The sequence below is a fragment of the Sphingomonas sp. GW821-FHT09E03 genome (assembly GCF_059416225.1).
In genome coordinates, this window is sequence record NZ_JBWKOS010000003.1 from 443,170 (window position 1) to 459,811 (window position 16,642).

Consider the following 16,642-nt stretch of genomic DNA (forward strand, 5'->3'; position numbering starts at 1 on the left):
AGCATTGCGGCGATGCTCCCGGGCAGAGCGACACTGCTTGCTGCTCCCCGGCCGGCGGGGCATGACGTGGCGAATGCAGGGGTTCTTGCCCACCTTGATGAGCGGCCGGGGGATGATCAGCCGCGGGATGGACGATATGGCGCGCGCGTTGATGCGGACCCGCAAGGCACTGGTGGTCGCCACCTGCAGCATCGCCCTGCTCGGCGCGGCCGCACCGCCGCACGAGGCGATCCTGCTCAACCAGATCGGCGTGGCGCGGGTGGGGCCGAAGACGGCGATCGTCGTCACGACCGCCGCTGCACCCCAGCCCTGGTCGCTGGTCGACGCGAGCGGCAAGGTCGTCTCCCAAGGCGAGACCGCCCCCTTTGGCGCCGACGCAGCGTCGGGAGAACGGCTCCAGCGGCTCGATTTCAGCGCCACGAACGCGCCCGCCGCTGCCGGCTATCGCCTGCGCGTGGGCGCCACGGCCAGCCGGCCGTTCACGATCGCAGCGCGGCCCTATGCGCCGCTCGCTACCGCCGCGATGGCCTTTTTCTATCAGCAGCGCAGCGGCGTGCCGATCCTGCCGGCGTTGGTGGAGCGACCGGATCTCGCGCGGCCGGCCGGCCACCCGCACGAACGGGTGAGCTGCTTTGCCGGCACCGATCAGCGCGAAGTGCGCTGGCCGGGCTGCGCCCATCAGCTCGACGTCACCGGTGGCTGGTATGACGCGGGCGACCAGGGCAAGTATGTAGTCAACGGCGGCATCGCCGCCTGGACCCTGCTCGATCTTCATGAACAGCTCGGCACCTGGGGGGCTCCCGATGCCTTTGCCGACGGGCGGCTCGCGATCCCCGAACGGGCCAATGGCCGCGACGATCTGCTCGACGAGGCCCGGGTCGAGGTCGCGTTTCTGATTGCGATGCAGGTGCCGGACGGCAGCCGGCTGCGCCTCCCGACGCGCGCGGGCGGCGGCGCTCCGGCGGCAGGGTTCGTCGACGTCGACGCCGGCGGGATGGCGCATAGCAAGGTCGCGGACGAGAGCTGGACGCCGCTGCCGACCGCTCCCGCGGACGACACCATGCCGCGGGCGCTATATCCGCCGACCACCGCCGCCACGCTCAACCTGGCAGCGGTGGCGGCGCAGGCGGCGCGGATCTGGCGGACGAGCGATCCTGTCTTTGCCGATCGTGCGCTGGTTTCCGCACGGCGCGCCTGGGCGGCAGCGGTGCGTAACCCCGCCTTCTTCGCGAGCAGCGACTTCACCGGCAGCGGCGGCTATGGCGACGAGGCACTGGACGACGAGCGCTTTTGGGCGGCGGCTGAGCTGTACGCGACCACGGGCGAACCGCAGTTCCGACAGGAAGTGACGGCGTCCCGCTTCCTCCGGCACCCGCAGCTGGCGCTGAACTGGGGATCGACGGATCAAGCCGGCCTGATCACCCTCGCGACCACCGCGCGCAGGATCGATCCGGCGGTGCGCAGCGCGGCGCGTGTCGCGTTGCTGGGCTTGGCCAACGGTTTCGCCGCCGAACGCGAGCGGAGCGGCTTCCGCCTGCCCGACGCCGGCACCGCTTATGCCTGGGGCTCCAACAGCGTGCTGCTCAACCGCGCGATGGTGCTCGGCATCGCCTGGCAGCTGAGCCATGAGCCGCGGTATCGGGATGGCGTCGTCGACGTGCTCGACTATCTGCTGGGCCGCAACCCGCTCGACCAGTCCTACGTCTCAGGGTTTGGCGCCCGGCCGATGCGCTTTCCCCATCACCGCTTCTGGCATCCCGTTGACCCGCGCTACCCGGCGCCGCCTGCGGGCGTGCTGTCCGGAGGCCCGAACAGCACGGCGTTCGCCGACGATGTGGCCAAGACGATGCGCGGCCGTTGCACCGGCCAGACCTGCTGGACCGACGATTGGGGCGCCTATGCGATGAACGAAGTCGCGATCAACTGGAACGCCCCGCTGGTGTGGGCCGCGGCCTTTCTCGATGCCACCGGTCGACCTGATCGAACCCGGGCGCCACTTCCGGTCAATTAGGCCTGTCGGAATAGATAGTCGCAGCCGCCGATCACCGATGCCGATGGTTCAGCTTGCCCCTGCTATTGGCGCGCGGAAGCAAGCGACGAGGCGGCAATGACACGATCGGCATTGGTCTATGGTGCCCTGCTCGCGATCTGCGCGACGTTGCTGTCCGGCATCGGAAAGGCGGCGGATCGCACGGGAACGGTGCAGGTCGGCGAGAAGGCTAGGACCTTTACCGTCCATGTGCCCGATGGCGCGCCGCCGCGCGGCGGCTTCCCGGTGGTGCTCGCCTTCCACGGCGGCGGCATGCAGGGCGCCGGGATGCAACGGATCACTCGGCTCGACGCGATCGCGGACAGCCGGCGCTTCATCGTGGTCTACCCCGACGGGATCGACAAGCATTGGAACGACGGCCGCTCGACGATCAAACAGCCTCACGACGATGTCGGCTTCGTGGCCGCCCTGCTCGACCAGCTCGAACGCGACCATGCCGTCAACGTGCGCCGGGTTTTCGCGACCGGCATCTCCAACGGCGCGCTGTTCGCCGAGCGGCTGGGATGCGACCTGTCGCTGCGGATCGCCGCGGTTGCCGCCGTCGCCGGGACGCTGCCGTCGGAGACGCTGGCGAGCTGCCATCCCGCCCGGAAGGTTGCGGTCCTTCAGATCGACGGCACCGCCGATCCAATCATGCCGTACCGGGGTGGCGCGGTGAAGGATTTCGGTGGCCGCGGCGAGGGTGGCGAGGTCAGCTCCGTTGCCATGACGGTGCGATTCTGGGCCCGCCACAATGGCTGCAGCGCCGCCGGCGCCGTCGAGCCGCTCGCCCCTCGCGCACCGCTCGACCCGACCAGGATCGAACGGACGCGCTATGCCGCCTGCCCGGCTGGAGGCCAGGTGACATTGCTGTCGGTGACCGGCGGCGGCCATGTGTGGCCGGGCGGCGCGCAGGCGACGCGCCCCATGATCACCGGTCGCCCCAGCCGGCAGATCGATGCGAGTGCTACGATCGCCGACTTCTTCCTGGCCCAGCCGCCACGTTAGCCCCGAACACGGACGCCGGGGCGTGGCCGAAGCGATGATCGGCGGGATCGCGATCGCCTTCATCATACGGTGAGACAAAACCGCTAAGCCCCGCTACGGATCGGTAAACGCCGTCAGGGGAATGTGGTTATGGAAGACGGCTTTGCCGCACTGTCGAAGATCGTCGCCGAGCGCGAGGGCGAGATCGTCAAGCGCTGGCGCGAGCTGCTGGTCGCGACTGCCGGCGGCGCAGGACGGATCAAGGACGCAGAGGTCGAAAAGCAGTGCCGCGACTTCCTCGCCGCCTTCGCGACGGGCCTGGGTGCTGGCGCGACCTCCGTCACCGACCCTGCCTTCGCCACCGCGCGGCACCTGCTCGACGAGGTGTCGCGAACCCGCGCCAACCAGGGGTTCACGCCCACCGAGACGGCGACCTTCGTCTTCTCACTGAAGGAGCCGCTCTTCGAACAGGTCCGCGCCCGCTATCCGGATGACGCCGCTCGGGTGGCGAGCGTCGGCTGGGACATGACCCAGATCCTCGATCAGCTCGGCCTCTACACGATGGAGGTCTACCAGCGCAGCCGCGAGGACGTGGTGCGCCGCCAGCAGGAGGAGATCGCCGAACTGTCGACGCCGGTCGTCAAGCTGTGGGAGGGGATCCTCGCGTTGCCGTTGATCGGCACGCTGGATTCGGCGCGGACCCAGGTCGTCATGGAGAACCTGCTGCAGGCGATCGTCGACCAGAGCGCCGACCTGGCGATCATCGACATCACCGGTGTGCCGACCGTGGACACGCTCGTCGCGCAGCACCTGTTGAAGACGATCGCCGCCGCCCGCCTGATGGGCGCCGACTGCATCGTGTCGGGCATTCGCCCGCAGATTGCGCAGACGATGGTGCATCTCGGCGTCGAGCTCGACGTGGTGTCGAAGGCGACGCTCGCCGATGCGCTGGCGCTCGCCTTCCAGCGCACGGGGCGATCGGTGGTCCGCAAGGCCGTAACGAAGGGCTGAGCGCCATGGACCGTATTCCCATCCTGAAGCTCGGCCGGGCGCTGCTCGTCAGCATCCAGGTCGATATCCACGATCGCCTCGCCAAGGCGCTCGAAGAGGATCTTTCCGAGCGCATCGTCGCGACCGGCGCGCGCGGGGTGATGATCGACATCTCGGGGCTCGAGATCGTCGACTCCTTCATGGGCCGGATGCTGGACAATATCGCCGCGGTGTCGCGCCTGCTCGATGCGGACACCGTCGTCGTCGGCATGCGGCCGGCGGTGGCGATCACGCTGGTCGAGCTCGGCCTCTCGCTGACCGGCGTCAAGACCGCGCTCAACGTCGAGCGCGGCATGGCCCTGATCGGCAGCGGCCAGTACGAATCCGATGGCGACGACGCCCCGGAGGGCGACGATGAACGCCACGAGGGATGACGTCCTGCCGATCAGGGAGTCCGATGACGTCGTCCGCGTTCGCCAGGCCGTTCGCGTCCAGGCGATCGCCGCGGGTCTCGGCCTTGTCGACCAGACGAAGATCATCACCGCCGCCAGCGAGCTCGCCCGCAACACGCTCGACTATGGCCTCGGCGGAACGGCGCGGATCGAGACCTTTACCGGGTCGCCGCGTCGCGGCGTTCGCCTGACCTTCGAGGACAAAGGCCCGGGCATTCCCGATCTCGAGCGCGCGCTGACGGATGGCTATACGACGGGCGGCGGCCTCGGTCTCGGGCTGAGCGGCGCGCGGCGCCTGTGCAACGAATTCGACATCCATTCCGTGGTCGGCGAAGGGACGCGGATCATGATCGCGCGGTGGAAATGACGATGCGCGCGGTCGACGTGCTCGAAATATCGCAGGTTGCCGAAGCACGCCGGGTCGCGGTGGCGCTCGCCAAGGCGCACGGGTTCGACGAAGCCGACGCCGGCAGGGTCGCGATCGTCGCCACCGAACTCGCGACCAACAACCTCAAACATGGCGGCGGCGGCAGTCTCGTCGTCAGCAGCTTCGACGACCCGACCGGCGCCGGGATCGAATGCCTGGCGCTCGACAAGGGTGGCGGCATGGCCGATGTTGCATTGTCGATGCGCGACGGCCATTCCACGGCGGGCACCGCCGGCAACGGACTGGGGGCTGTGTTCCGCGGCTCTCACGCCACCGACATCTACTCTGCGCCCGGCTGCGGCACCGCGATCATGGCGCGGCTGCAGCGCGGCAAGCCCGATCCTTCCCGGCCGCCCCAACAGCCGAGCTACGGCGCGATCAGCCTGCCGATGCGCGGCGAGGAGGCATGCGGCGATGCCTGGTGCAGGAAGGACGATGGCACCGGGGCTACCTTCATGGTGGCAGACGGGCTCGGTCATGGCCCGCTCGCCGCACAAGCCGCCCATGCCGCAACGCGCACCTTCCACGCGAGCGAGGCACGATTGCCGAGCGAGATGCTTGCCGTGATGCACAATGCGCTCCGCCCCACGCGGGGGGCCGCGGTCGGAATCGCGCGGTTCGACGAAGCGGCCGGGCAGATCGTCTTTGCCGGGGTCGGCAACATCGCCGCCACCCTGATCGACGGCAATGGCGTTCGCCGCATGGTATCCAACAATGGCACGGTCGGCCATATCGCCCGCCGCATGCGCGACTTCACCTATCCGGTCACCGGCGAGACCCTGGTCGTGCTGGCCTCGGACGGTCTTGCGACGAGCTGGGACCTCAGCCTCTATCCTGGCCTCGCCACCCGCCACCCTGCGCTCATCGCCGGCGTGCTGTGGCGCGACTTCACCCGCGGCCGCGACGATGTCACGGTGTTCGTCGCCAGGGTCGCGGTCGCATGACGCCGACGGCCATCCTGACCGTCGCGCTGATTGAGGAGGCGGACATCGTCGCCGCCCGCCAGCGCGCGCGCCAGATTGCCGGGCTGCTCGGCTTCGAGGCGCAGGATCAGACGCGGATCGCAACGGCCGTGTCGGAGATCGCGCGCAACGCCACAACCTACGGCGGCGGCGGCCGGATCGAATTCGGGGTGGAGAAAGCCGATCGTCCGAGCCTCGTCATTCGCATCTGGGACAAGGGACCGGGGATCGCAGACGTCGACGCGATCCTCGAGGGGCGCTTCAAGAGCACCAGCGGCATGGGCGTCGGGATTGCCGGGACCCGGCGGCTGATGGACCGCTTCGAGTTCGTAAGCCAGCCAGGGCACGGCACGACGGTGGTGCTCGGCAAGCGCTTGCCCGCAGCGGTTCTCTCCGTGCCTAGCGCACGGCTGGCGGAGATCGGCAAGGTGCTCGCGGCGACCGGCGCTTCCGATCCGCTCACCGAGGCGCGCACCCAGAACCAGGAGCTGCTCCAAGCGCTGGCCGATCTCAAGGCCAAGCAGGAGGAAAGCGAGCGACTGAATGCCGAGCTCGAGGAGACCAACCGCGGCGTGGTCGCGCTCTATGCCGAACTCGACGAAAAGGCGGCGCAACTGGCGGCGCTCAACGGTGACCTCGAAGAACGCGTGGGCATCGCGGTGCTGGAGTGCCAGCAGGCCAATGATGCGCTGCGCCAGAGCCAGAAGATGGAGGCGGTCGGCCAGCTCACCGGCGGCATCGCTCACGATTTCAACAATCTCCTCCAGATCGTTACCGGCAACCTCGAGATGCTGTCGCGCCGGCTTCCCGCGGACGATGTCCGGCTGCGCCGCGCGGCGGACAATGCGATGTCCGGCGCGCAGCGCGCGGCGACGTTGACGCAGCGGCTGCTTGCCTTTGCGCGGCGTCAGCCGCTCGCCCCGAAACCGCTCGATCCCAATCAGCTCGTCGACGGCCTGTCGGATCTCATGCGCCGCACCCTTGGCGAGGCGGTCTCGATCGATGTCCACCTTGCACCCGAATTGTGGCGGGTGGAGGCGGACGCCAACCAGCTCGAGAATGCGCTGCTCAACCTAGCCGTGAACGCGCGTGACGCGATGGTCGCGGGCGGGACACTGACGATCACCACGGCCAACGGCATCATCGGCGAGGCCGACGCGGACGATGATGCGACGCCAGGCCATTACGTCTCCCTCGCGGTCTGCGACACCGGCGCTGGCATGTCCGAGGCGACGATGTCGCGCGTGTTCGAGCCCTTCTTCACCACCAAGGAAGTCGGCAAGGGGACGGGGCTCGGCCTGTCGATGGTCTATGGCTTCGTCAAACAGTCCGGCGGCCATCTCAGGATCGAGAGCAGCATCGGTCGTGGCACCACGGTAACGCTGTACCTGCCCAAATTCACCGGTGCCGTGGTCGAGGAGGCGCCGCCGATCGTCAGCGACACCGCCGTTGCTCGGCCCGGCGAGACCATCCTGGTCGTCGAGGATGACCCCGACGTGCGCGCCCATAGCTGCGATGTCCTGATCGAGCTCGGCTATGCGGTGGTGGCGGTGGCAGACGGAGCGGCGGCGATCGAGACGCTCGATGGCGACAGCCGGATCGACCTCGTCTTCACCGACGTCGTCCTGACCGGGTCAACCAACGGGCGCGACATCGCGGTACACACCAAGGCCGTCCGCCCGCGCACCCCGATCCTCTTCACCTCCGGCTATGCGCGCGAGGCGATCACGCATAACGCCCGTCTCGACGAAGGCGTCACCTTGCTGCCCAAGCCGTTCAGCTATGACGATCTTGCCATGCGGGTGCGCGCGTCGATCGACCAGGGCTGACGGCGGACCGCCGTCCGTTGGCTGAGCCGGTCTAAGGTTCGCCCCGGGTAGACCGCCCAACCCAGCCCGTCGACAGATAACGGCGCCACAGACGGCACTGGCGAGATCGTCGAGGCACGGTACTAACGCATGGCGCGAACGGCGGCACCCGCTGCTGGATGGCCTCGCCCCTTTTATGTCTCGTCCTGCGTTGAGTTTGCATGTCGACGAACAAGACCGCCGTGCGATGAAGACGCTGACCAGAGGGCTCGACGGCACCGGCACGGTCGGGCGGCGCGTAAGGACATCGACCCGATCGAGGGAGGATCACGAGCGCAGCGAAACCGTGAACGCAACCCACGCCGCAGCAGCGAAAGGCGAACTCCTGCCGCGCGCCGCCGCCGCGTTGCCCATGGCGCGAGCAATTCCCGCATGGCGGCAATCTAGACTGCTTGACCGTGATAGCCTTGCCATCGACGTGCAGCAGCGGTTCCGTGTCGCCTGGCGCGAAACAGGGCGGCGGCGGACCACATCGCGGAAGCGGCGGCGATGAGGCCAACGCCGGAGCCGACCCGCCCGGGCCAGGAGAGCGTATGGTCATACCCGCGCCCGGCCGTCGCCGAACGCACATCGGCGCACATCGTCGTCGAACATGCCGGCGTGATCCTCGTCGACACTCGTCACGCGGTCCGCACGCTCGAGACGAGCCATCCGCCGAGCTACTATATCCCGCGCTGCGACATCCTCGACGGTGCCCTGCGCCGGGCGAGCGGAGCGTCCTTTTGCGAATGGAAGGGCGTGGCGGCCTATTGGGATGTCGTGGTCGGCGGCGCAACGCTGGCAAGCGTCGGATGGAGCTACCCCTCGCCGTCCGCGCCGTTCGCAATGCTGACGGACCATGTCGCCTTCTACGCGGCGCCTTTCGACCGCAGCACCATCGATGGGGAGACCGTCACGCCACAGCCCGGCGGCTTCTACGGCGGGTGGATCACCAGCGCGGTGTCAGGCCCGTTCAAGGGCGTGCCGGGAAGCCGTTTCTGGTGAAGCGGTCAGTCGGTCCGCAGCGTTGCATCATCCATGGCGTAGAACCCACGGTGTCATGGCAGCCCTGCAGCCATCCGGCGGACGACATCGCCGACATCCTCGATGCAGAACGTCGGCGCCCATGACGGACGAGCTCTTCGGAACCGCCGGCGTCATCCTGCTGGTGATCACCGCCGCTGACATCTTCCGCTCCCTGCTGGTGCCGCGCGCCAGCAGTGCGGTGCTCCGCGTCGGTCCGGCGCTCACCATGGCGCTTTTCCCGATCTGGCAGGCGAGCACCAACCGCCTGTCGCGACCGCGCATTCGCCAGACCATCCGCGCCTCGCTTGCCCCGCTGATGCTGGTCCTAAACCTGGTTGTGTGGGCAGCACTCCTCATCGTCGGCTTCGGCCTCGTCTTCTGGGCCGACCGCGCGCACTTCAAGCCCGGATTCGCGACGCTCGCCGATGCGCTCTATGCCGCGGGATCCGCCTTCTCGACGCTCGGGATAAACGGCAGGGTCGAGGGCGACATGACAAGGATCGCGGTGCTGATCTGCTCGGTCGCGGGTCTGGCCACCGTCACGGTCGTGTCCACGTTCCTGATCTCGATCCAGGCGGGCTTCAGTCGGCGCGAGACCTTGGTCCTGCGGCTTGAGTCGCACGTGACGCTGCCGCCGGCGGGCATCGCGATCCTCGAGACCTATGCCGAGGAGTCGATCATCGGGCGGCTTGGGCCGTTCTTCGAATCATGGGAACTGTGGGCGACGGAGGTGGCGATCAGTCATCGGGCGTTCCCGATCCTGCTGTTCTTTCGCTCCAACGACAGTCGCTGCGAGTGGCTCGCCGCATTCGGCGCTGTTCTCGACGCCGCGGCGCTGCTCGACGCCGCCGTGGCAGACCCGCCTCCGGAGGCGCGAGCCGGCGCGCGCTTCGTGCTGAGAACCGGTGCACGCGTGCTGCGCGACATGACCGATCAATTTGCCGTCGCCCACCGGCATGAGGTCGATGCCGCGGACCGCGACCGTTTTCTCTCCCATCGAACACGGATGCACGCGGTGGGGCTCACGCTGGTCGACGACGAGAGCCGCACCTTCGAGCGCTACCGGGAACGGCGCGAAACCTATGCCGCATCACTCGCGGCGCTGGGGCGTCGTCTCCAGATCGATGTCGACGAACGGACGGCAGGCGATGAGGACAGCGAACCGCAACGCTAGGGGATCGCGCCGCGATCCATGCGGCACGGCGTCGAGCAGCGTTCATCGGTCGCTGCAGAGGCGTCAGCTCACGCTCAACGCGCCCAGTGCCGCAAACACTTGCTCGCGAAGCGCAGCATCGCGCGTGATCTCCAACATTGCGGTCAGGCTGCGCCTGGCGGCGGGCACGTCGCCATCGACCAGTTCGAGCCGCGCCCGCTCCCACCACGCGTGACCATAGCCCGGCGCCATCGTCGTCATCCGTGTGTAGAGCGCGAGTGCCCGTCTTCCCTTGCCGGCCTGCTCGGCCCGAGTGGCCTGGTTCAACAGGAGCCTGACCAGCACGGCGCGATTGGGCATCGCTGCGACAGGCCGGGCCGCGCCCTGCCCGCGCTGGTTCATCGCGGCCATGATGGCGGCGAGATCATCCTTGTCGACGATCGATCCCCGGCGGAACGGGTCGACGATGACCGAGGCAGCCTCGCTACCGATCAGCACCAGCACATGCCCCGGCACATCAAGCACATCGGCAGACCAGCCGAGCCTGCGGGCCGCCGCCACGTACAGGATGGCAAGGCTCACCGGCAGACCGCGGCGGCGATCGATAACCCGGATCAGGTCGGCGTTTGCCGGATCATCGTAGGTTTCCGCGTCACCGGCGAACCCGAACTCCTCGGCAAAGACCATCGACAGGGCAACGGCCTGCTCATGCGCAGCGGTCGTCCCCTCGGCCACGGCCGCGAGCCGAACCGCGATCGACTCAAGCTCGTCGTAATAGACCGTCAGGTCGGTATCGGCGTGATCCAGCAGCGCCAGCGATAACGCGGCCTCATCCAGGACGATCTCGTCCTCGTCGACCAACCCAAGCTGTACCAGATCATCCTGCATCATCTGTAGATGGTGGCGGCGCGCTGCGGATCAAAGGCCCCTGCGCCGACCGATCGCAAGGATAGCGGGCGGGCGCCTCATGCTGCCCAGGATCGCCTGCGATTGATCGACCGTGGTTCCTATCATGCTGGTAAGAGGCCATGGCGCTTCACCACGAACAGGCAGGGGCGCGAACTGATGCCACTCCTCCAATGCGTCCGTTCGATCTTAGCACCCAGACATGGTCGAGGCTGTTCCGCTAGGCATCAAGCGCGCGGGCAAGCTCGGCCTTGGTCATGCGGGAGCGGCCGGCGACATTGTGCTTCTTCGCCTGCTCGTACAGTTCGGCCTTGCTCCGATGATCACGGTGCTGCCGCGTCTTCGCCGCGACGTCCTTGGGCTGAGCAGAAAATTGTTTCCCGCGTCGCGTATCCGCGCGCTTCTTGGCCGTGGAGCGAGCATATTCCGCCTCGGTCAGGTCATCGCGCGCAGCCTTGGGCAGATAACGCTCATGGGTCTCGCCGCTTGGCCTGCCAGACTTGGTACCCCAATCCTCTTCGGTCCATTCGCGCAGCGAGTTGTGAGGATCCTTCTTGCCTTGGTAATGCCCCCCGCGTTTCTTATATTCGGCGACCGCAAGCTGTGCCTTGCGGGCAGACCATTCGCCCTTTTCGCCAGCAGTGACTTCCTCTTTGACCTTGGCCCACAAGGCAGGGTCGCTGCGTTTGGCGGTTTGGCTCATGGCGCTTCAACCGCACTGCGCGCAGTGGGTTCCAAACGCGAGGCTGCCTTGGCGGTCAGGTCCGCTGGTTGGCCTCTGCAATCGCGCGCGCCATCCGCTCGGCATCGTCGGCGACCTGCGCGTCATCCAGTTCGCGGCGCAACCACCGCAGCTCGTGGAGCTTGCCGTTGTCGTCCAGTTCACCGCATCCGATCCGCTTGCCATAGTCGAGCAGGGCACAGGTCGCACCGGCAACGTACCTGCGGACAATCTGCTGTACCTGATCGACGACGTATTCGCTGGATCCTGCAATTTGCGTCATATCGTCCTCCCGGCGAGCGTCCTGATACCCTCCGCCATCCACCGCGCAACTGCCTTGTTCGGCTGGGCCCCGAGATCAGCGCCGGGACGCGCTTGCTCGTCACCCACCGTTGTTTTGCACCTCGCATCGGTTCGGTCTGTCAACGACGGCATTCATGACGCGCTGATCATGAACCGGTATGTTTGATCTCAGCAACCTCGTTGTTCGACAGACCTGATCCTTCCTCACGCAGGAATTGCAGCAGGTCGCCGATCTCTTGCGGCCCGAATCTGAGATCGAGCTCGTCCATCTGGATGGACAACGAGTGTTGCGTACGCGCGTCCAGCCCGGCAACGATGTCCGCGCAGTCTGCCAGCATGCCGCGGCCGATCACGGTCGAGGTCGCGTCGTCCTTCGCTTCCCCGGCGTAGATCGTCGCCGGTTCGCTTAGCGGGTACGTCGTCATAGTGGCTCCATCGGCTCGGGTCCGCATGGCAACGCCCGCCGGGCGAGATCGGGTACGAGCCACGAGGATCGGGGTAGCGATCACAGCGGCATGACTGATGCCGATGTGGTGGCGTTGGCGCAGGCAGAGCGGGAAGCCGGCGTGCCCGACCAGCTGCCGTCGCGGCGGCAGGTGGCGCCAAAGCGCGGATCCGCGATCGTCCCGGGGAAGCGAGGTGGAGGGTCACCCGAGCTGATCGAGCAGTCGGGCGGCCCCTGCTGCAGGGGCCGCCAAGCGCTCACGCTTGCTGCTCGCCAATGACCACCAGCGTCGCATTGTCGCTGCCGTCACGCTGCAGCGCATTGGCCAGCAGCCGGTCTGCAATCGCGTCTATGCCGGTCGGCAAGGTGAGGAAATCACGCGCGTCGAGGGAACGCGAGATACCGTCCGAGCACAGCATCAGACGATCGCCCGGTGACAGGTCCGTGACCACGCTATCGAGCGTCACCGTCGGCGCGACGCCCAGTGCCCGCGTCACCACGTTGGACTGGGGATGGCGCTCCGCCGCGACGTCGGTGAGCACGCCCGCATCGACGAGTTCCTGCACGATGCTGTGATCACGCGTCAGGCGCTGCGCCCTGCCCTCGTGCAGACGATAGGCTCTGCTGTCGCCCGCCCAGCAGATGGTAGCGGTGTGGCCCTGAAGCAGCGCGACGACAATCGTCGTGCCGCTCGTGACGGCAGAGTCGATCGCCATATCGTGGATCGCCCGACTGGCCTCGCCGAGTGTCGCCCGGATCATCGCCTCGTCGAGCGTTGCCGATCCATTGGCCAGGGCATCGAGCCTATCGAGGGCGAGCGTTGCGGCGGCGGCACCCGCACTGTGGCCACCCATGCCATCCGCGACCGCCCACAGCCCGCGATCGCCACGATTAAGCAGCCTGTCTTCGTTGACCGACCGGACCCGACCGACATGGGTGCGCCCCGCACCCACGAAGGTAGTGGCACGGGCAGGATCGGACGGCTGGGTAGCCCGGCGGCGCAACAGTCCGGCGAGCATCATGCCGCCTCTCGGGCCATGCTGGTGTCGACGGCATCGTAGGCGATGGTGAACGCACGATCGAGCGATCCCGGGACGGCTTGATCAAGCTGGCGGATCAGATCCGCATGGCGCTCGGCCACCTCGTTCATCTGCAGGCCGGCACGGCTCTTGAGCAGCGTTGCTCGGTCGGCGACGGCTGCATCAAGGGCAGCCGGTTCGAAACTATTGATCGCCGCCCTCAGGCTGCCCTGCAGGCCGGCGAAGGTTGCCACCAGATGACGCTTCACATCGCGAAACGACGCCTTGAGAGCGGCCGGGCCGGAGAGGAAGCCCGACGACCCCGCCAGCAGCAGATCGATCGCCAGCCGCTGGGTCGGCGCCCATTTGAACGGATTATTGTCGGCCCCGCTGATCGTGGTGCGGGTGAGCTGATAGCGGCCGCGCGCATGATCGCGCTCGGCCATCAGATCGCCGATACCCAGCACCATCTGGCGGTATACCGCGCCTGCACGGCGCATGATCTCGGTCGGATCTTCCTCCGACAGCAGCGAGCAATCGAGCCCCGCGCCTTCGCAAAAGGCCTCGAGCAGCGAGCCCTCGCCCGGAATGCCGAGCGTTCCCGCGTCGGCCCAGTCGCTTGGCACCTCGACCGACGAGCCGAGCGGCGGCGTCAGGACCATGGTTCGGCCACCGTCCACCTCGATGTCACCATGCGGGGCATGGGTGGCGACCATCCTGAACCGGCCGAGTTGCAGTGCGCTCGGCACCGGCAATGCGACCTCGATCACATCCGGAAAGCGTTCGCCCGTGTCGGCATCGAACACCCCGTTCGCGCCCAACACACGCAGGGTCAGCGCGCCACCGGCGACGCTGAGCTCGCAATGCGCGCGCGATAACGCGCAATCCGGGTCGGCGATCGGCCAATCCGCCTCGCTGTCGCGGCCGATCCGCAGCAGGCCATCGCGGATCAGCCTGGCGTCAAGCGGATGGACCATGTCGTCGCCGTCGAACAGCTGGAGCATGTACATGGTGCGTTCCTCAGGCCGCCATGCGCGGTGGCTGGGGTTGGAGCTCGGACGGGGGCGCGATCCGCGTTGCCTTCATGGCGCTATCGGTCTGTGCACCCGTGCCGGCAAGATGTGGTTCCACCGCGGCGGCAGTTCGATTGAAGGCGTCGAAGGCGGCGCCGAATTCATCGCGTCGGCGGTGCGAGATGCGCAGCGCGAAATCTGACCGGGCAGCCTGGTCCAGCGCGTCGCGCAGCCGCCCCAGCGGCCGCGCCACCATGGCGCCGCTGAGATAGCCGACAACGAGGACAACGGCCATGATGATCAGCGACAGCACCAGCAACAGCATCTTGGCATTGGCGATCGCGGCATCCAGCGCGGTGCGCCGCAGCACCAGATCGACGGTCCCGAACTGCGCGCCCGCATAGCGAATCGGCCGTACGAAGCGTAAGCCGGCGCCGGCCCCGACATCGGCGGCGGCGGTCACACTCGGCTCGGCACTGATAACCGGTTCGCCGGCGGGCCGACGGTAATGCTGCCCGACCAGCTTGGCGTCCTGCGCCGCACGGATCACGCCGCGGGTATCGGCGACCACGAGGTCACGGATGCCCTTATCACGTGTGGCCGACGTCACGAACGCCTGTAGCGCCGTCCAATCCTGCTGATCGGCGGGTAGCCCCGCATTGTCTGCGGCTAGCACCGCCGTGTTGCCGGTCACGAAGGCGGCGATCGAGCTGCCCGAGACGATGGCCATCTGTTCGAGCGTGCGCTGCTCGCGCGCGAGGATGGACGAGACGCTGGCGACCAGCGCGACCGCCGTGACCGTCACCAGCGCCAGCGGCAGCTTGACGTGCAGCGGCAGGCCGCGCCGGCCCGACGCGGTTTCGGCGGTGGCGGCAATCTCCCGGGTCAGCGCCTGCAGCACCGCCTCGCCGTCGACGAACCGCTGCTCCGGCTTCTTCGCCAGCAGCTTGTCGATGACGAAACGCAGCCCCGGCGGGCAATCGGCGGCGGCACGCTCGATCGGCTCGACGCGCTCTTGGGTGATCTGCAGCGCCAGCGTCGCCAGCCCCATGCCCGGAAACGCGACCTTGCCGGTCACCATCTCGTAGAGCACCGCACCAAGCGAGAAGAGATCCGAGCGCTGATCGACGGGAATACCCAGCGCCTGCTCGGGACTCATGTAGCGCGGGGTGCCGATCATCTGGCCAACCTGGGTACGAGCCATCCGGCTTTCGCCACCTGCCACATCGACATCCCCGATCCGGGCCACGCCGAAATCGAGCAGCTTGGCGGTGCGGCCATCCGCCGACAGTAGGATGTTCGATGGCTTGACGTCGCGGTGAACGACGCCCGCCTTGTGGGCATAATCGAGTGCGGAGGCGAGCTGCTGGCCAAGCGCCAACACCCGCTCGTAGGGCAGCCGCCCCTGAACCTGGAGCAGCGCGTCGAGCGGCTGACCCTCGATCAGTTCCATCGCGATATAGGCGACGCCGTCAGCTTCGCCGACATCGTAGATGGTCGCGATATTGGCGTGGTTGAGCGCGCCGGCGGCTCTGGCCTCACGCAGAAAGCGCTCGCCGAGTTCGGGATCGCGGCCGTATTCCGGCTTGAGCACCTTGATCGCGACGGTACGGCCGATCCCCGGGTCGTAGGCGCGGAACACATCCGCCATCGCCCCCTCGCCGAGCCGACCGTCGATCCGGTAGCGACCAAGCATCTGCTCCCCCATGATCGCGGTCATCGCCGTGCCTTGACGGTTGCAGCGATCCGTTTGGCGCGCGCGAGATCGCGCGCAATGGCCGGGTTGCCCGGATCGAGCGTAGCGGCGCGCCGGAGCAACCCGACCGCGCGCCAGACTCCACCGGCATTCAGCGCGGCCAGCCCCGCCGCACGGGCCTGCTGTGCTGCGGCAGGATTGGCCTTGGGGGCAGGCGCAGGCGCACGTGGCGGCACTGGCTTGGCAGTAACCCTGGGCTTGGCGGGCGCCGAAGCAGCCGGCGCGCTGCGTGGTTCGGGCCGCTTGGCCGGCTCGATCCGCGGCGGCTCGCCGGGGATCCGGAGCGCCTGCCCCGCCGCAAGCGCAGCTGGCTTGGCGATCCCATTGTACCGCGCGAGCTGATAAGCCTTGAGCCGGTTGCCCAGGAAGCGCTGCGCCAAGCCTGACATCGTATCGCCGTCTTTCGTCGTATAGGCGAAGCTGGTCGGCCCAAGCAGATCCTTGGGGTCGCGCTCGATCGAATCGCGCAATACCTGCATCGATGGATTCATCGGATCCCGCTTCAGGGCGGCGGCAATCCGTTTCTTTGCCGTGCCCACATCCCCTTGATCCAGGAGCAGCAGGATCGCATCGATCTCGCTCTCCGAGGCAGGCTGCGCCGCGCCG

The 16,642-nt window shown here is 67.7% G+C and carries 18 protein-coding genes; 10 read left to right on the forward strand and 8 right to left on the reverse strand.

Going from position 1 to position 16,642, the window contains the following annotated elements; genetic code table 11:
• Positions 1–97 precede the first annotated feature (97 nt).
• The 10 genes from AC07M8_RS09795 (at position 98) to AC07M8_RS09840 (ending at position 9,894) form a co-directional block, all read left to right on the forward strand.
• The gene (locus AC07M8_RS09795; protein WP_495174151.1) at positions 98–2,011 is read left to right on the forward strand and encodes a glycoside hydrolase family 9 protein; all 1,914 of its coding nucleotides are present in this window, start codon (positions 98–100) and stop codon (positions 2,009–2,011) included.
• A gap of 96 nt (positions 2,012–2,107) precedes the next feature.
• Positions 2,108–3,037: a CE1 family esterase gene (locus tag AC07M8_RS09800; RefSeq protein WP_495174152.1), complete on the forward strand. Its 930-nt coding sequence runs from the start codon at positions 2,108–2,110 to the stop codon at positions 3,035–3,037.
• Between the two features lie 129 nt (positions 3,038–3,166).
• Positions 3,167–4,027, forward strand: coding sequence for an STAS domain-containing protein (locus tag AC07M8_RS09805; protein WP_495174153.1), 861 nt, complete (start codon positions 3,167–3,169; stop codon positions 4,025–4,027).
• 5 nt (positions 4,028–4,032) lie between these two features.
• Positions 4,033–4,440 carry an STAS domain-containing protein gene (locus AC07M8_RS09810; RefSeq protein WP_495174154.1) on the forward strand — a complete coding sequence of 136 codons (408 nt, stop codon included), beginning with the start codon at positions 4,033–4,035 and terminating at the stop codon, positions 4,438–4,440.
• The gene (locus AC07M8_RS09815; RefSeq protein ID WP_495174155.1) at positions 4,421–4,825 is read left to right on the forward strand and encodes an ATP-binding protein; all 405 of its coding nucleotides are present in this window, start codon (positions 4,421–4,423) and stop codon (positions 4,823–4,825) included. Before AC07M8_RS09810 ends, AC07M8_RS09815 begins: the two co-directional genes overlap by 20 nt.
• 2 nt (positions 4,826–4,827) lie before the next feature.
• Positions 4,828–5,829, forward strand: a complete 1,002-nt coding sequence (locus AC07M8_RS09820; protein WP_495174156.1) for an ATP-binding protein — start codon at positions 4,828–4,830, stop codon at positions 5,827–5,829.
• Entirely contained in the window at positions 5,826–7,676 is a 1,851-nt protein-coding gene (locus tag AC07M8_RS09825; RefSeq protein ID WP_495174157.1) for an ATP-binding protein, read from the forward strand. The genes AC07M8_RS09820 and AC07M8_RS09825 overlap by 4 nt, the downstream gene beginning before the upstream one ends.
• 226 nt (positions 7,677–7,902) lie before the next feature.
• Positions 7,903–8,208 (forward strand): hypothetical protein, encoded by a 306-nt coding sequence (locus AC07M8_RS09830; protein ID WP_495174158.1) that lies wholly within the window; start codon positions 7,903–7,905, stop codon positions 8,206–8,208.
• On the forward strand, positions 8,205–8,699 hold the full coding sequence (locus tag AC07M8_RS09835; RefSeq protein ID WP_495174159.1) for a DUF427 domain-containing protein: 495 nt from the start codon (positions 8,205–8,207) through the stop codon (positions 8,697–8,699). Before AC07M8_RS09830 ends, AC07M8_RS09835 begins: the two co-directional genes overlap by 4 nt.
• 121 nt (positions 8,700–8,820) lie before the next feature.
• Positions 8,821–9,894: a hypothetical protein gene (locus AC07M8_RS09840; RefSeq protein WP_495174160.1), complete on the forward strand. Its 1,074-nt coding sequence runs from the start codon at positions 8,821–8,823 to the stop codon at positions 9,892–9,894.
• A gap of 63 nt (positions 9,895–9,957) precedes the next feature.
• Here the strand turns inward: AC07M8_RS09840 and AC07M8_RS09845 are convergent, their stop codons facing one another.
• The 8 genes from AC07M8_RS09845 to AC07M8_RS09880 form a co-directional block, all read right to left on the reverse strand.
• Complete coding sequence (locus AC07M8_RS09845; protein ID WP_495174161.1) at positions 9,958–10,764, reverse strand: SirB1 family protein; 807 nt, start codon at positions 10,762–10,764, stop codon at positions 9,958–9,960.
• 235 nt (positions 10,765–10,999) lie between these two features.
• Entirely contained in the window at positions 11,000–11,482 is a 483-nt protein-coding gene (locus tag AC07M8_RS09850; protein WP_495174162.1) for a DUF5872 domain-containing protein, read from the reverse strand.
• Positions 11,483–11,537: 55 nt separating this feature from the next.
• Positions 11,538–11,783 (reverse strand): hypothetical protein, encoded by a 246-nt coding sequence (locus AC07M8_RS09855; RefSeq protein ID WP_495174163.1) that lies wholly within the window; start codon positions 11,781–11,783, stop codon positions 11,538–11,540.
• 166 nt (positions 11,784–11,949) lie between these two features.
• Positions 11,950–12,228: a hypothetical protein gene (locus tag AC07M8_RS09860; RefSeq protein ID WP_495174164.1), complete on the reverse strand. Its 279-nt coding sequence runs from the start codon at positions 12,226–12,228 to the stop codon at positions 11,950–11,952.
• A gap of 277 nt (positions 12,229–12,505) precedes the next feature.
• Positions 12,506–13,270, reverse strand: coding sequence for a PP2C family protein-serine/threonine phosphatase (locus AC07M8_RS09865; protein WP_495174165.1), 765 nt, complete (start codon positions 13,268–13,270; stop codon positions 12,506–12,508).
• On the reverse strand, positions 13,267–14,277 hold the full coding sequence (locus tag AC07M8_RS09870) for a type VI secretion system-associated FHA domain protein (protein WP_495174166.1): 1,011 nt from the start codon (positions 14,275–14,277) through the stop codon (positions 13,267–13,269). Before AC07M8_RS09870 ends, AC07M8_RS09865 begins: the two co-directional genes overlap by 4 nt.
• 10 nt (positions 14,278–14,287) lie before the next feature.
• Positions 14,288–16,000, reverse strand: a complete 1,713-nt coding sequence (locus tag AC07M8_RS09875) for a protein kinase domain-containing protein (protein WP_495174167.1) — start codon at positions 15,998–16,000, stop codon at positions 14,288–14,290.
• Positions 15,997–16,515: a LysM peptidoglycan-binding domain-containing protein gene (locus tag AC07M8_RS09880; RefSeq protein WP_495174168.1), complete on the reverse strand. Its 519-nt coding sequence runs from the start codon at positions 16,513–16,515 to the stop codon at positions 15,997–15,999. Before AC07M8_RS09880 ends, AC07M8_RS09875 begins: the two co-directional genes overlap by 4 nt.
• Positions 16,516–16,642: the final 127 nt, after the last annotated feature.

What these genes read in the sequence shown, in the direction of transcription:
- AC07M8_RS09795 (WP_495174151.1), top strand. Translation starts at nt 98, where the DNA reads ATGAGCGGCCGGGGGATGATCAGCCGCGGGATGGACGATATGGCGCGC.
- AC07M8_RS09800 (WP_495174152.1), top strand. Translation starts at nt 2,108, where the DNA reads ATGACACGATCGGCATTGGTCTATGGTGCCCTGCTCGCGATCTGCGCG.
- AC07M8_RS09805 (WP_495174153.1), top strand. Translation starts at nt 3,167, where the DNA reads ATGGAAGACGGCTTTGCCGCACTGTCGAAGATCGTCGCCGAGCGCGAG.
- AC07M8_RS09810 (WP_495174154.1), top strand. Translation starts at nt 4,033, where the DNA reads ATGGACCGTATTCCCATCCTGAAGCTCGGCCGGGCGCTGCTCGTCAGC.
- AC07M8_RS09815 (WP_495174155.1), top strand. Translation starts at nt 4,421, where the DNA reads ATGAACGCCACGAGGGATGACGTCCTGCCGATCAGGGAGTCCGATGAC.
- AC07M8_RS09820 (WP_495174156.1), top strand. Translation starts at nt 4,828, where the DNA reads ATGCGCGCGGTCGACGTGCTCGAAATATCGCAGGTTGCCGAAGCACGC.
- AC07M8_RS09825 (WP_495174157.1), top strand. Translation starts at nt 5,826, where the DNA reads ATGACGCCGACGGCCATCCTGACCGTCGCGCTGATTGAGGAGGCGGAC.
- AC07M8_RS09830 (WP_495174158.1), top strand. Translation starts at nt 7,903, where the DNA reads ATGAAGACGCTGACCAGAGGGCTCGACGGCACCGGCACGGTCGGGCGG.
- AC07M8_RS09835 (WP_495174159.1), top strand. Translation starts at nt 8,205, where the DNA reads ATGAGGCCAACGCCGGAGCCGACCCGCCCGGGCCAGGAGAGCGTATGG.
- AC07M8_RS09840 (WP_495174160.1), top strand. Translation starts at nt 8,821, where the DNA reads ATGACGGACGAGCTCTTCGGAACCGCCGGCGTCATCCTGCTGGTGATC.
- AC07M8_RS09845 (WP_495174161.1), bottom strand. Translation starts at nt 10,764, where the DNA reads ATGATGCAGGATGATCTGGTACAGCTTGGGTTGGTCGACGAGGACGAG.
- AC07M8_RS09850 (WP_495174162.1), bottom strand. Translation starts at nt 11,482, where the DNA reads ATGAGCCAAACCGCCAAACGCAGCGACCCTGCCTTGTGGGCCAAGGTC.
- AC07M8_RS09855 (WP_495174163.1), bottom strand. Translation starts at nt 11,783, where the DNA reads ATGACGCAAATTGCAGGATCCAGCGAATACGTCGTCGATCAGGTACAG.
- AC07M8_RS09860 (WP_495174164.1), bottom strand. Translation starts at nt 12,228, where the DNA reads ATGACGACGTACCCGCTAAGCGAACCGGCGACGATCTACGCCGGGGAA.
- AC07M8_RS09865 (WP_495174165.1), bottom strand. Translation starts at nt 13,270, where the DNA reads ATGATGCTCGCCGGACTGTTGCGCCGCCGGGCTACCCAGCCGTCCGAT.
- AC07M8_RS09870 (WP_495174166.1), bottom strand. Translation starts at nt 14,277, where the DNA reads ATGTACATGCTCCAGCTGTTCGACGGCGACGACATGGTCCATCCGCTT.
- AC07M8_RS09875 (WP_495174167.1), bottom strand. Translation starts at nt 16,000, where the DNA reads ATGACCGCGATCATGGGGGAGCAGATGCTTGGTCGCTACCGGATCGAC.
- AC07M8_RS09880 (WP_495174168.1), bottom strand. Translation starts at nt 16,515, where the DNA reads ATGCAGGTATTGCGCGATTCGATCGAGCGCGACCCCAAGGATCTGCTT.